This is a genomic window from Corallococcus interemptor (assembly GCF_003668875.1).
GTDB classification, from domain to species: domain Bacteria; phylum Myxococcota; class Myxococcia; order Myxococcales; family Myxococcaceae; genus Corallococcus; species Corallococcus interemptor.
The window spans coordinates 32,405-45,784 of the sequence record NZ_RAWM01000020.1 but is presented as its reverse complement, the minus strand read 5'-3'; the positions used below and the strand labels follow the sequence as shown (position 1 = coordinate 45,784).

The 13,380-nt window shown below is 70.2% G+C and carries 12 protein-coding genes; 7 read left to right on the top strand and 5 right to left on the bottom strand.

The window, feature by feature from the left end; genetic code table 11:
* Positions 1-3 precede the first annotated feature (3 nt).
* Complete coding sequence (locus D7X96_RS10410; RefSeq protein WP_121769629.1) at positions 4-915, bottom strand: glycoside hydrolase 64/thaumatin family protein; 912 nt, start codon at positions 913-915, stop codon at positions 4-6.
* A 524-nt stretch (positions 916-1,439) separates the two neighbouring features.
* On the opposite strand from D7X96_RS10410, the gene D7X96_RS10405 reads away from it, so the two are divergent.
* Positions 1,440-4,439 (top strand): hypothetical protein, encoded by a 3,000-nt coding sequence (locus D7X96_RS10405; RefSeq protein ID WP_147468276.1) that lies wholly within the window; start codon positions 1,440-1,442, stop codon positions 4,437-4,439.
* A gap of 111 nt (positions 4,440-4,550) precedes the next feature.
* Positions 4,551-7,205, top strand: a complete 2,655-nt coding sequence (locus tag D7X96_RS10400) for a hypothetical protein (protein ID WP_147442707.1) — start codon at positions 4,551-4,553, stop codon at positions 7,203-7,205.
* Positions 7,206-7,281: 76 nt separating this feature from the next.
* Here the strand turns inward: D7X96_RS10400 and D7X96_RS10395 are convergent, their stop codons facing one another.
* Positions 7,282-7,551, bottom strand: coding sequence for a GlsB/YeaQ/YmgE family stress response membrane protein (locus D7X96_RS10395; RefSeq protein ID WP_120547752.1), 270 nt, complete (start codon positions 7,549-7,551; stop codon positions 7,282-7,284).
* Positions 7,552-7,787: 236 nt separating this feature from the next.
* Between D7X96_RS10395 and D7X96_RS10390 the strand changes: the two genes are divergently transcribed.
* The 4 genes from D7X96_RS10390 to D7X96_RS10375 all read left to right on the top strand — a co-directional run bounded on the left by D7X96_RS10390 (position 7,788) and on the right by D7X96_RS10375 (position 10,656).
* Entirely contained in the window at positions 7,788-8,660 is an 873-nt protein-coding gene (locus tag D7X96_RS10390) for a cupin-like domain-containing protein (protein ID WP_147468275.1), read from the top strand.
* A 157-nt stretch (positions 8,661-8,817) separates the two neighbouring features.
* On the top strand, positions 8,818-9,183 hold the full coding sequence (locus D7X96_RS10385) for a group I truncated hemoglobin (protein ID WP_120547754.1): 366 nt from the start codon (positions 8,818-8,820) through the stop codon (positions 9,181-9,183).
* A gap of 23 nt (positions 9,184-9,206) precedes the next feature.
* Positions 9,207-10,202: a 2Fe-2S iron-sulfur cluster-binding protein gene (locus tag D7X96_RS10380; RefSeq protein ID WP_121769626.1), complete on the top strand. Its 996-nt coding sequence runs from the start codon at positions 9,207-9,209 to the stop codon at positions 10,200-10,202.
* Position 10,203: 1 nt separating this feature from the next.
* Positions 10,204-10,656: an RrF2 family transcriptional regulator gene (locus D7X96_RS10375; RefSeq protein ID WP_121724443.1), complete on the top strand. Its 453-nt coding sequence runs from the start codon at positions 10,204-10,206 to the stop codon at positions 10,654-10,656.
* An 18-nt stretch (positions 10,657-10,674) separates the two neighbouring features.
* Here the strand turns inward: D7X96_RS10375 and D7X96_RS10370 are convergent, their stop codons facing one another.
* The 3 genes from D7X96_RS10370 to D7X96_RS10360 all read right to left on the bottom strand — a co-directional run bounded on the left by D7X96_RS10370 (position 10,675) and on the right by D7X96_RS10360 (position 12,862).
* A complete protein-coding gene (locus tag D7X96_RS10370; RefSeq protein ID WP_121769625.1) occupies positions 10,675-11,052 on the bottom strand; it encodes a DUSAM domain-containing protein in 378 nt (125 codons plus the stop codon).
* A gap of 530 nt (positions 11,053-11,582) precedes the next feature.
* The gene (locus D7X96_RS10365) at positions 11,583-11,969 is read right to left on the bottom strand and encodes a hypothetical protein (RefSeq protein ID WP_208647293.1); all 387 of its coding nucleotides are present in this window, start codon (positions 11,967-11,969) and stop codon (positions 11,583-11,585) included.
* 152 nt (positions 11,970-12,121) lie between these two features.
* Positions 12,122-12,862 (bottom strand): glucose 1-dehydrogenase, encoded by a 741-nt coding sequence (locus D7X96_RS10360; RefSeq protein ID WP_121722838.1) that lies wholly within the window; start codon positions 12,860-12,862, stop codon positions 12,122-12,124.
* A gap of 84 nt (positions 12,863-12,946) precedes the next feature.
* Here D7X96_RS10360 and D7X96_RS10355 point away from each other — a divergent pair, with 84 nt between their 5' ends.
* On the top strand, positions 12,947-13,342 hold the full coding sequence (locus D7X96_RS10355) for a winged helix-turn-helix transcriptional regulator (RefSeq protein ID WP_121769624.1): 396 nt from the start codon (positions 12,947-12,949) through the stop codon (positions 13,340-13,342).
* Positions 13,343-13,380: the final 38 nt, after the last annotated feature.

The following is a 13,380-nucleotide window of genomic DNA, read 5'->3' as shown; positions in this document are numbered from 1 at the left end:
GAATCAGGCCAGGTTCTTCAGGTGGACGACGAGGTTGCTGTTGTTGCTGCCCAGCGTGCTCGCGTCATCCGTGGGGATGACGTAGCCCTGATCCGCGCCGACGTGCTTGCGGAAGAAGTCTACCACCTCCGGATCCTGCACGTTGGACGTGGTGCTCTTCTTGATGCCGTACGCGGCGCCGTCCGCTCCCCTGGCCTTCACGGAGTCAGGCGCGGAGGCGAGCAGGTTGTCCATCGTGCCCGACAGGCGGCCGCCGCCCTCCGGCTGGATGGTCATCGCGGCGTTGTGGCCCTCGATGTAGCTGACGTCGTAGTAGGTGTTGCCGAACCCGCCGTCGAACTTCACTTCACCCAACGTCGCGTTCTTGCCGTCGCCGTTGTCGCTGCGGAAGTTGCCGGACCAGTTGTCCGGGAACTGCACCGTCTTCTTCTCACCGGGCTGCAGCGTGACGGAGTCGACGGCCTTCTCGCCCGCGTTGGGGGTGAAGTTCACCGTCATCGGCTTGTCGCCGTCGTTGTTGAGCGTGAGGGTGTTCTTGCCCTTCGACGCGCCCGAGGCGCCCACGGACGCGGGACCGGCGACGTCAGCGTTCTTCTGGGGAGCCGCGGGAGCAGCCGCCGCCTCCGGAGCAGGAGCCGCGGCCTGCGCGCCCAGCGTCTGCACCAGCTGGGTGAGCATCTGGACGAGCTCACTCAGCTGCTCCATCGGGTTGCCGCCCTGGAGCGCGCCCTTCTTGCCCACGCCCGCCGGCGCGTCGAAGCCATCCGCCTGGAACAGCCCCTGGAGCGAACCCGGGCCGCTCTTCGCCGTCACCGCCGCGGGGCCGGCCACCGGGCCGGACAGCTCCGTGGCGGACACGCGGGGGGAGAAGGAGGAGCTGGCAACGGACGGCTTCGACAGGGGGGTGAGCGCCATGGCGGTGTTCCTCGGAAGATTGGATGGGGCGGCCGGGAAGAAGCCGTCCGGTGCAGCGATGCAGGGGGCTGGAGCAGGGCGCGTGCCAGCCCTCCCCACGGTCCAAGTCCCTGAAACAACTGGCGTGTGGAGCGGCAGCAGGCCGCCGGACTGATGACTGCCGTCAGGCCCCTGGTGTCTGCCGTCATCAGGCCCGTGAAGACAGTCATCCGTTGATGGCTGGCGTCATCGTTTGAGCGTCCACCGGGACCTCATGGGTGGTGCCCTACCCAAGGGTGTCTCATGAAACGCCTGTCCAGACAGACCCACGCACAGGGTTTGTTTGTTTGGAAGGTGAAAAATTCGCATGTCTGGGATTGGGTGTTACCAACTTGACACCTCGACGCTGGGTGTGGGTCGGGGGCGTGCTCCCGCGCGCGTCGCCGCATTCCCTCGCGGGTCTCCCTTCTTCGCTCCCCATTCCTATGTCCGTTCAAATGCCTCTTCGGGCGCCGCCCCCTTCGTGGGGACGGTTCCTGGTCGTCGTGTCCGCATTGCTCACCCTGGCCGGCTGTCAGAAGGCCGCCGCTCCCGCCGAGCCCCAGGCGGAGGACGTGGGCGCCGCGCGCTTCGTCGTCGCCGTGCACCAGGCGGTGACCGCCTCCGACGTGCAGCGGGTGGACCTCACGGTGGATGGCCCGGGCCAGCCGGAGCTCACCGTGCAGCTCGCGCCGGACAACTCGGTATGGACGGGCCTGTTGAGCCAGCTGCCCGCGGGCGCCGGGCGCCGCTTCCGGGCCTTCGCGTATGACTCGAACGCGCGGCTCATCTACCGGGGCGAGGCGCTGGACGTCACCATCACCGCCAACCAGACGGTCCAGGTGAACATCCTGCTCCAGCAGGTGGACCCGTCCCCCGAGTTCGAGAACGCCGGCCCCATCATCACCTCGCTGGTGGTGTCGCGCTCCTCGGTGGAGGTGGGCGGCTTCGTGGACGTGCGGGCCACGGCCTACGACCCGAACAGCGGCGACGTGCTCACGTACGCGTGGACGGCGACGGCGGGCACCTTCGGCACGCCCGCGGCGCTGGCCTCGCGCTGGACGGCCCCCATGACGGAGGGCGTGCGGACGCTGACGCTGACGGTGGCGGATCAGCTGGGCGCGTCCACCGCGGTGAGCTTCCCCATCCTCGTGGAGGGCACGGGCGTGGGCGAGGCGGAGGTCTTCGTGCGCTTCAACTCCTGGCCGCAGGTGGTGTCGCTCACCGGCTTCCCCACGCAGGTCGTCCCCGGCCAGTCCATTGGCGTGAGCGCGCAGGGCCAGGACAACGACGACGTCGCGGCGAACCTGCACTACGCCTGGACCGCGAGCTGCGCGGGCACCTGGACGGACGAGGGCACCGCGAACGCGCGCTTCACCCCCTCGGAGCTGCCCGCGCAGGGCACCTGTGACAACTGCCAGCTCACCGTGCGCGTGACGGACGGCCGGGGCGGCGAGGGCCTGGGCCACCTGGGCGTGTGCGTGGGCGCGCCGGTGTCCGCCAACGTGGCGCCGAGCATCACCAGCGCCTTCCAGACGGCCCGCACCGTGGGCCCGGGCAGCACCGTGCGCTTCAACGTCCGCGCCATGGACCCGGAGGGCACCGCCCTGGGCTTCGCCTGGGAGACGACGGCCGGCACCCTGGGCACGTCCGCCCCCATCTCCGAGGGCAGCGAGGTGACGTGGACGGCCCCCGCGTGCGTGGACGCGCAGGCGACGCCGGTGGTGCACGCCCGGGTGACGGACGCGGAAGGCCTGGAGGCCGTGCAGACCTTCTCCCTCACCTGGACGGGCCCCGCGTGCGCCACGGCGCTGGGCTTCCTCACGCAGCCCTCGGACGTGCTCGCGACCAACGTCATCACCCCCGCGGTGCGCGTGGTGCTGCTGGACAGCCTGGGCCGCACGTCGCTGGCCCCCTCGGGCCCGGTGCGGCTGGCGCTGGGCGCGAACCCCGGCGCGGGCACGCTGTCCGGCACGGTGGAGGCGGCGCCTTCGGCGGGCATCGCGACGTTCGCGGACCTGAGCATCGACGCGTCGGGCGTGGGCTACACGCTGGTGGCGTCCGTGGCGGGGCTGCCGTCCCTGGCGAGCCAGGCCTTCACCATCCAGCCGCTGGCCGTGCGCGGCGCGTCGGTGGACCGCTTCGTGACGACGGGCAACGCGCAGCTGAGCCGGAACACGGACCTGGGCGCCACGGTGGTGCAGGCGCTGGTGGAGCAGGGCAACGGCACGTTCACGACGTTCAACGGCGCGGGCGCGGCGGATGGGACGTTCTCCATCCAGGGCGTGCCCTCGGGCGCGTACTACCTGCGGCTGGGCAAGGACTACGTGGTGACGAACTCGCGCGCGCCGGACCTGGGGCGTGACGGGCAGGGCCGCCCGGACGCGGCCCCGGCCAGCGCGAGCACGACCCTGTCCGTGGACCTGCAGGGCCTGGCGCCCTGGCAGGCCGGAGACGACCTCGAAGTCTTCTCCGCGGGCACGGGCCTGTGGGCGCAGGGCGTGCCGGAGTACGCGCTGACGGGCGCCGCGCTGGGCGCGGGCAGCCAGCGCTGGACCCAGACGCTGGAGTACGCGGGCATGCGCAACGCGAGCCCGGTGGAGGCCGCCTCGGGTGACACCGTGACGTTCCACCAGCTCTCCCTGAAGTCGGAGGCGACGAGCGGCGCGCCCGTGGCCTACACGGCGGCGACGCGGGCCTTCTCCGCGCCGCTGGCGGTGGCCCAGGGCGGCACGGCGAGCTTCACGGGCACCCTGGCCGTGCTCGCGCAGGACCAGGTGCTGAACGTGGACCTGCGCACGCAGGACTTCGAGGCGCTGCGCACCCAGGTGCACCCCAGCGCCCAGCCCGTGGACCACGCGCTGTTCGTCGCGGCGTTCCCGGACGGCACGCGGGGCAGCTACGCGTCCGCGCCGGACCTCTTGACCTACTTCCCGGTCACGGGCGCCGCGAACCGCGCCTTCTCCTTCAGCTACGGCAACCCCTTCCCGGGCTTCACGCAGGCGGGCCTGGCGGAGACGTCCTTCACGGTGCCGCTGCTGGCGCCGGGCGCGACCACCGCGCTCACCGTGCGGCCTTCGGTGGGCCAGGCGGACGCGCTGCCGTCGTTCCACGCCTCCGCGCTGGCGCCCCGGCTGGGCCCCGCGCGCTCGCCGACGCTGGCGGGCCAGGATGCCTTCGGGAACGTGACGGGCGTGGGCCTGACGCCGCGCCTTGCCTGGACGGCGCCGTCGGTGGGCACCGCCACGCACTACCGCGTCCGCGTCTATGAGGTGTTCGTGAACGCGCAGGGCCGCACGGCGCAGGCCGCGGGCGGGCCGGTGGCGCAGCTGTACACGGCGGCCACGTCGCTGCGCTTCCCGCCCGGCGTGCTGGCGGCGGGCAAGCAGTACTACGCCATCCTGGAGGCGGCCTCGTCTGGCAACGCCGACTTCCAGGGCCACCCCTTCCGGTCCGCCTGGCCGGAGGCGCACGCGATGCTCGTGACGGGCATCTTCGCGCCGTAGGCGTCGCGGCGTCCTGAAGCGCCGCTTCCGCCCCGAGCCTCCAGGTCCTCGTCGGGCCCTGGGGGCTTCGGGCGTTTCCGCAGTCACCCCCGTCGTCGCCGGAAGCTCCCCATGTCCCTACCGCGTTCGGTGCGTGCCCTGATGGGCACCGCCGTGTTGTGTGTCCTTTCCCTGTTGTCGGTGAGTTGTGCCACGGATGAGCTGGATGACGCCTGCGACGCGGGCTGTGTCGCGGGCGAGGCGTGCCAGGACGGAGGCTGTATCGATGAAGCCTGTGTCGGGGTGGTGTGTCCCGACGGAGAGGTGTGTACCGGGGGCGACTGCGTCCAGCCCGCGGTCATCATCCCCACGCCGGTGGAGGCGCAGTGGGGGACGAAGAAGGAGAACGGCGAGGTGTGCGCCGCCAACCGGGATTGCAACAGCGGCACCTGCGCGGATGGCGTCTGCTGTGACTCCGCCTGTAACGGCGCATGCGACGCGTGCAACCTGCCCGGCAACGAGGGCATCTGCACCGTCGCCCCGCGCGGCACGGCGTGTGACGACGGGGATGCCTGCACCCTCGAAGACGTCTGCGACGGTGAGAGCGCGACCGCCTGCGGCGGCACGCCCAAGGCCTGCAACGCCCCGCCGGACCAGTGTCACGAGGCGGTGGGCGCCTGCTCCGAGGGAACCTGCACGTACACGACGAAGCCCGTGGGCACCGCGTGTGATGACGGCAACGCCTGCACCAGCGGGGAGACCTGCGGCACCGACGCGAGCTGTGCCAACGGCACGCTGAAGGTCTGCGAGTCGCCGGGCGGCGTGTGCCTGGAGAACGCGGGGGCCTGTCAGCCGGAGACGGGCGCGTGCACGTACACGCCCCGGTCGCCGGGCACGGCGTGCCGCGCGGCGGTGGGCCCGTGTGACGTGGCGGAGGTCTGCACAGGGGCCGGGGGCGAGTGCCCGCCGGACCTGAAGCAGCCTGCGGGGACGGCGTGCGTGGACGACGGCAACCCCTGCACCACGGATGTCTGTGATGCGTCGGGCTCGTGCCTGCATCCGGTGCTGGCCATGGGCACGGTCTGCGGCGCGGGCAGCGTGTGCAACGCGTCCGCGCAGTGCATCTCCAGCTGCTTCATCGACGGAGCGCTGGTCGCGGCGGGGACGACGAACCCTTCGGGCGCGTGCCAGGTGTGCGACCCGTCCCGCTCCACGTCGGCCTGGAGTTTCAAGTCCGCGGCCTCGCAGTGCCGGGGCGCGGCGGATGCCTGTGACGCGGTGGAGTTCTGCACGGGCAGCAGCGCGCAGTGCCCCGCGGACGGCGACGTCGCGGCGGGGACCAGCTGCGGCGCGGGCAGCATCTGCGATGCGTCCGGCCAGTGCTCCGCGAACTGCTTCATCGACGGCACGCTCTACGCCTCCGGAGCCACGAACCCGGCGGGCGCGTGCCAGGTGTGCAACCCGACGCTGTCCACGACGGGCTGGAGCTTCAAGCCCGCGACCACGCAGTGCCGCTCGGCCTCGGGTGTCTGCGACGCGGCCGAGTACTGCACGGGCAGCAGCGCGCAGTGCCCGGGCGATGTGGCGCTGGGCAACGGCACCACGTGCGGCGGCGGAACCGAGAGCGCCTGGGGCGCGTGCGAGGGCTTCTCCGGGACGTGCGGTGAGACGGGCACGCAGTCGCGCACGGTCACGGTGCAGGCCTGCTTCAACGGCGGCTGCCAGGCGTCCCCCACCACGGAGACCCGCGCCTGCACGCGCAGCACGCAGGGCAGCGCCTGTGGTTCCTCCAGCACGGGCAGCTGGGGCACGTGCAGCTACTCCGGCACCTGTGGCGAGAGCGGCAGCCGGTCCCGCACGGTGACGGAGGGCTTCTGCTCCGCGGGCACCTGCCAGCCGTCGAGCCGGACGGAGACGGAGGCCTGCACCCGCGACACCGACGGCATCACCTGCGGCAGCACGACGACGGGCAGCTGGGGCTCTTGCAGCTACTCCGGCACCTGCGGGGAGGACGGCGTCCAGTCGCGCACCATCACGGAGCGGTTGTGCTCCGCCGGGACGTGCCAGGCCTTCAGCGACACGGAGACGGCGGACTGCTACCGCAACACCGAGGGCAAGTCGTGCGGCACCACCACGACGGGAAGCTGGAGCACGTGCAGTGGCTACTCGGATTCCTGCGACGAATCCGGCACGCAGTCGCGCAGCGTGACGACGCGGACGTGCTCGTTTGGCTCATGCAGCGCCTCCTCGTCCACGGAGACGTCGACCTGCAGCCGCAGCACGTCAGGCAATGCCTGTGGCACCCAGGTCGGCGCCTGGTCCGCGTGCGGCGGCTTCAGCGGCACGTGTGGCCGGTCGGGCACCCGGTCCCGGACGGTGACGAACATGGCGTGCGGGGGTGGATCCTGTGGCGGTGCTTCGAGCTACACGGAGACCCAGGCGTGCGAGCGCGACACCACGGGCGCCTCCTGCAACGACGGCAACGCCTGCACCACGGGCGATACGTGCGACAGCGGCGGTGGCTGCTCCGGCACCCAGAAGACCTGCCCCGGCGGCGCGACGTGCTCGAACGGCGTCTGCCCGGCCGTTTGCAGCGCACCGGACGAGGCCATGTGCAACGGCGTCTGCACGACCACCTCGGATGACAACAACAACTGCGGCGGCTGTGGAAACAAGTGTCTCACGGGCGCGGGCTTCTTCTGCGTGGACGGCGGCTGCATCTGCCTCGGCTTCAAGGGGCCTGATGATCCCCGGCGGGACAAGGCCCTGCCGCGCTGCGCGCCGTAGCAGGACCTGAAAACACTTCTCGCGCGGGACGCATGCGCCCCGCGCGAGAAGTCTTCACGGCTTCAGGCCGTCCAGGTCAGACCCTTCGGACCGTGCTCGAATGGATGAGCCGCAGGATGAGTAGCAAGACCACCGCTCCGATGAACGCCACGAAGATGGTGCCCGCGAGCCCACCGAACGGGGCGCCCGTGCCGAGCGCCCGGAGGATGAAGCCTCCCAGGAACGCGCCCACCACGCCCACGACGATGTCGCCAATCACGCCGTATCCACCACCGACCACCGCGGACGCGAGCCATCCAGCAATGAGGCCGATGACCGCCCACAACAGGATTGTCTCCAGCGCCATGTCTTTTTCCTCCCTAGCGAGGTGATGGACGAAACATGGGCATGAATTCCGGCCGCGCTCGCCCCACCCCAAGGGCGACGGCAGGGCAGGCAGGCAGCCTGGAAGGGCTCCAGAGGGAAGCGGGGCAGAATGCCCCACGAAGACGTGGGGCAAAACGCCCCATTTTGACGCTGTGTTCGCGCTCTGCTGGCATCGAGTGAACACCTGTCGCCACGCGCGGCAAGGAGTTCACATCCGTGAATCGCATCTTTGAATCCACCGGGGCGCCGTTGCAGTTCGACCGTGAGTCCTTCCGGTGCCGTCACACGCTCCTGGGACACCCCGCGCTGGAGCTGGAGAACCTGGCGGGCGTGGTGCAGCGGCTGCCTTCCGAGAACGTGTTCTTCAGCTCCGGCCTGGTGCCCAAGGACGCGGACTTCGACCGCGCGCACGTGGACTACCGCACCGGCCTGTCGCTGAAGGACACCGTGGAGAACATGATGACGAGCAATTCGTACATCATGCTGCGCGCGCCGGAGCAGGACAGAAGCTTCCATGAGCTGTACCGCGCGCTCTTGTCGGAGGTGGAGGACCTGATGCGCGCCCAGGGCGTGGGCACGCGCGCCGTGGACCCCATGCTCTACCTCTTCATCGCGTCCCCCGGCAGCGTCACGCCCTTCCACCTGGACCGCTACTCCACGCTGCTGATGCAGTTTCGCGGCACCAAGGCCGTGCACGTCTCGAAGGCGTGGGACGAACAGGTGGTCCCCGCGCCGGACCTGGAGTCCTTCGTCGCGCGCTCCGGCTCCAAGGTGAACTACCGCGAGTCCTTCGACGCCACGGCGACGCGCTACGCGTTCGGCCCCGGGGACGCGCTGCACATCCCCTTCGTGGCGCCGCACTACGTGAAGAACGGCGCGGAGGACGTCTCCGTGTCGCTGTCCATCATCTTCAACACCCGTGAGACGGCCCGGCACCTGCGCGCGCTGCGAGCCAACCACGCGCTGAGAAAGCGCCTGGGCCCCCTGGGCTACCAGCCCACGCCGGTGAACCGCTTCCTGCCGCTGGACCACGTGAAGAGCGGCATGGAGCGCGTGGTGCGCCGCGCCCGGGCCCTGCTGCCCGCCTGAGCCCTCGCGCCTGCGGGCAGGCTGTGCGCATGAGGCCGGGACACATGCGCGAGAAGCGGAACCGATGCACGCCGGCACGAGGTGTTGACGGCACTGCCCTTAAAGATGCATTTGTAATGCATCTTTTGGGGCGTGGGCCCGGAAAGGCAGCGAAGCCATGACGAGCGTGTACGAGAAGATTGGCGGGGAGCCGGCGATGGCGGCGGCGGTGGACGTGTTCTACCGGAAGGTGCTGGCCGACGAGCGCATCAGCCACTTCTTCGAGGACGTGGACATGGAGCGCCAGGCCGCGAAGCAGAAGGCGTTCCTGACGATGGTGACCGGCGGGCCCGCGAACTACTCGGGCAAGGACATGCGCGCGGGGCACAAGCACCTGGTGGATCGCGGGCTGAACGACATGCACTTCAACGCGGTGGCTGGGCACCTGAAGGAGACGCTGGAGGAGCTGGGCGTGCCCGCGGACCTGGTGGGCCAGGTGATGGCCGTCGCCGAAGGGGCGCGCGCGGACGTGTTGAACCGCTGAAGGCAGCAACAAGGAGGCACGTCATGGCCAAGGTGCGGCATGAATCCGAGTGGTATCCGCTGGAGCCCGGGGAGACGGTGCTGGACGGGCTGCTGCGCCAGGGCGTGCACGTGCCTCATGCGTGCCGGGCAGGGGCCTGCCAGTCCTGTCTGATGCGGGCGACCTCGGGCGCGGTGCCCGAGGCGGCGCAGGTGGGGCTCAAGGACACGCTGCGGGCACGCGGCTACTTCCTCGCGTGCGCGTGCCGGCCCCAGGAGGGCACGGCGCTGGAGGTGGCGGGGGCGTCGGAGCTGCGCGTCCCCGCGCGCGTGGTGGCCCTGGAGTCGCTCAGCGGGGACGTGTTCGCGGTGCGGCTGGAGGTGGAGTCGCCGCTTGATTATCGCGCGGGGCAGTACGTCACGGTGGTGCGCGCGGACGGGCTCGCGCGCAGCTATTCGCTGGCGAGCCTGCCTCGCGAGGGCCAGCTGGAGCTGCACGTGAGGCTCGTGCCCGGCGGCGCCATGAGCGGCTGGTTCGCGCGAGAGGTCCGGCCGGGTGAGCGGGTGCACCTCCAGGGGCCGGCGGGGGACTGCTTCTACGTGCCCGGTCAGCCGGAGGCGCCCCTGCTGCTGGCGGGGACGGGCACGGGGCTCGCGCCGCTGTATGGCATCCTGAGGGACGCGCTGGAGGCGGGCCACACCGGCCCCATCCACCTGTTCCACGGGGCCCGGGAGCCGGCCGGGCTGTACCTGGTGGACGCGCTGAGGGCGCTGGCGGCGAGCCACCCGAACCTCCACTACCGTCCCGTCGTGCTGGCGGGAGGAGGTGGGCAGATGGAGGAGGGGGCGTTGGATGCGAAGGTCCTGACATGCCTCCCGAAGCGGCCGGTGGGCTGGCGAGCGTTCCTCTGCGGCAACCCCGAAGCGGTGCTATCCCTGCGCAAGAAGCTCTTTCTCGCGGGGTTCTCGCTGAAGGACATCCACGCGGATGCCTTCCTGCCGAGCACGCCGCGAGCAGGGCCCGTCGCCGGAGCCGCCTGACTTGCACCTGACCCTTCACGCCGACTACTCGCTGCGCGTCCTGATGTACCTGGCGGCGCGGCCGGGGCGCCCGTCCTCCACGCAGGAGATGGCGGACGCCTACGGCATCTCCAAGCACCACCTGGTGCGCGTGGTGCAGACGCTGGCGCAGGAGGGCAACGTGGAGGTGAGGCCCGGGCGGGCGGGGGGCGTGCTGCTGGCGAAGGCGCCGAAAGACATCCGGCTGGGCAAGGTGGTGCGCGCGGCCGAGCCGGACTTCCACCTGGTGGAGTGCTTCGACCGGGAGCACAACACCTGCCCCATCGCGCCGGCGTGCGGCCTCAAGGGAGTCCTGGCGGAGGCGCGCGACGCGTTCCTCGCCACGTTGGACAAGTACTCGCTGGAGGACCTGCTGCGCCGCTCCAAGCCCGGCCTGTCGGACCTGCTGCTGACGCCGGCAGCGCCACAGGGCTGAGCTTCCGGCACGTGCGCATCAGTCCTCGTCCAGGGCATCGAGTTGAGTCTGGGCGATGTCCCGGTAGTGCGGCACGACTTCGACGGCGAGGACGTCCAGCATGGGCTGGCGTGCGCCCTCGGTGTCTCCGGCCTGCTGACGCTGGTAGGAGGTGTTGAGAGCGCGGGAGAGGCGACGGGAGCCCTCGCGGATACGTTGCGCGATTTGCGCCAGGAGCGCGGCTGCACTCGCTTCAGCCTGAAGGGCCCTTTCTGCTTCTTCGGAGGGGATGGCAACGTCAGAAGCGGTGCTTCGGAGCAGGGCGCACACGCTCGCGGTCAGTGTGAGGGGCTGGCCCAGCTCCGACACGCTTCGGTTCAGCTCCCAGATTTCATCCCAGGCCTTGGGGTCGGGCATGTGTGCCTCCGTGCTGGCGGAGTCGCGGGTGGCACTGCGCGAATGGCCACTGACGCTGGCCCTCACAGTTCCTCAAGCAGGCGTAGCAGTCACCTACCCAGTAGGGCTTCTTCGAGTCCTTGCACTGCACGTAGGTCTTGATGCAGTGCTCCCGCCATCCCTTGTCGGGATCGTCCAGTTCGGACAATGCGGCGCCAGCAGCAGCACCGCTTGCGGTGGCTCCCAGGATGGCGGCTGCTTCGGCATCCGTGAGGCCGCACGCGGCAGGGTTGCCCGGGTGGGCCTCTACGCAGCATGTCTCGCTGTCGATGCACGTCGCGGTCGCGCAACTCATCAAGAGGGCGGCGCATGGGGCTGCCATGATGGCGGGCCAGGAAGTGGGTGTCAGGCTGCCCTCCAAAGGGATCCGAGTAGCCCGTCCTCCGGGCAGCGGCGATGGCGAGCGCCTGCCCCACGCGGTACTCGGGTTCCTCCGCCAGCAGGTCCAACAGGGCCTGCATGACCTGCTCCGGCATTCGTGTCTGGCTCATTCACCCGCCGACGAAGAACGCCCAGTCATCTGACTGGACCGTGACGCCCGACCCCTTCCGCCAGGCAGTGACCTCCGCCTTCCAGGCCGCGGCGCCGCCTCGCAGGGGGAACGCACGCGTGACCGCGAGCCGGTGAACCTGTTCATGGTCACGCAGGAGGCTGCGATTGACCGCTTCGACCTCACCGGGCTTCGCACGCAGGCGCAGCTCCGCCGCCTTCATGGCGCCGTCCTGGCGGTACAGCGTGGACAGGTCCTCCACCACCAGCCAGCGCTCGACCAGGGCGAAGTAAATCAGCAGGACCGGCGGAAGCGTCCCGTCCCGGGCGTGTTTGCGCCAGGCCTTCACCCGGCCATCGTCCTCGGGTGAGGGTGCGCGCAGCGGCATCACTCCGCCACTGCGCTCCGGGAGGGCACCGGCTTCCGCCCAGGACCAGTCCTCCGCGCGGAAGGGAGGAAACCGCGATGCCGCGTCGAGCCCGCACGGAGGCTCCGGAAGAACTCCCGTCCCGATGATGGGCACCGTGGAATATCCCTGTGTCAGACCGCCATGACCCCGCCATCCACGAAGAGCTCGACGCCCGCGACGAAGCGGCTCTCGTTCGACGCCAGGAACAGCACCGCGCTCGCGACCTCCTCCGGCTGGCCGAGCCGCCCGAGCGGTGTCAGCTGTTTCAGCACGTCCTCCATCCCCGCGTTGCGCTGGAGGTACGTCTGCATCGCGGGCGTCTCAATGACCCCCGGTGAGACCACGTTGACGCGGATGCCCCGGCTCTTCAGGTCGGTCGTCCAGGTTCGCGCGAGGGAGCGGATCGCGGCCTTGGTCGCGTTGTAGACCGACAGGGCAGGGAAGCCTCTGCTGCCACTGGCCGACCCGGCGAGGATGACCGTCCCTCCGTCGGTCATGAGCGGCAGCGCCTTCTGCACGGTGAAGATCATGCCCTTCACGTTCGCGCTGAACACGCGATCGAAGTGCTCCTCGTCAATCTCACCGAGCGCCCGGGTCTCGGAGATTCCCGCATTGGCGAAAACGACATCGACCCTGCCGTGTTCGCGCTGGATGCGCTCGTAGAGCCGGTCGAGGTCGGAGAGGTTTCCAACGTCCCCCTGGATGCCAACGGTGGCACCCCCGATCTCGGTGACTGCCTCGTCGAGCCGCTCCTGCCTTCGCCCGGTGACGTAGACCCTGGCCCCCTCCGCGGCGAAGGCCCTGGCGGTCACGAGCCCGATGCCGTCACTTCCGCCGGTGACGACCACGACTTTGTCTTTGAAACGCGTCATCTGGATTCCTCTCCTTCAAGGATGGCGCGTTCAAGGTATCCGTTGCATACCTAGGTTCAAGAGCGTACCTTCAGCATCCCAGGTATGCCGCGCGATACTGAAGACGAACGCATCTACCGAGCCGACTGCCCCACCCGGCCAATCCTCGACCAGATTGGCGACAAGTGGTCGATGATGGTCCTTGCCGTGCTCGTGCCCGCGCCGAGGCGGTTCAACGCCATCAAGCGACAGCTCGAGGGAATCACCCAGCGCGTGCTGACGCAGACGCTGCGAAAGCTCGAACGCAACGGGATGGTCCGCCGCCGCGTCCTCGGCGGTTCGCCGCCGGGCGTCGAATATGCGCTCACCCCGCTGGGCAGGTCGCTCCAGGAGCCGTTCGCGGTGTTGTACGACTGGACCCTCGCGCACATCGACGCGATCCAGAAGCACCAGGAAGCCTACGACCGCGAGGCGGTGGCCGCCGCTCGCGACTCGGACTGAGACGGCGGGCCCGGTTTCCAGGCCCGCCGCGAGTCCGC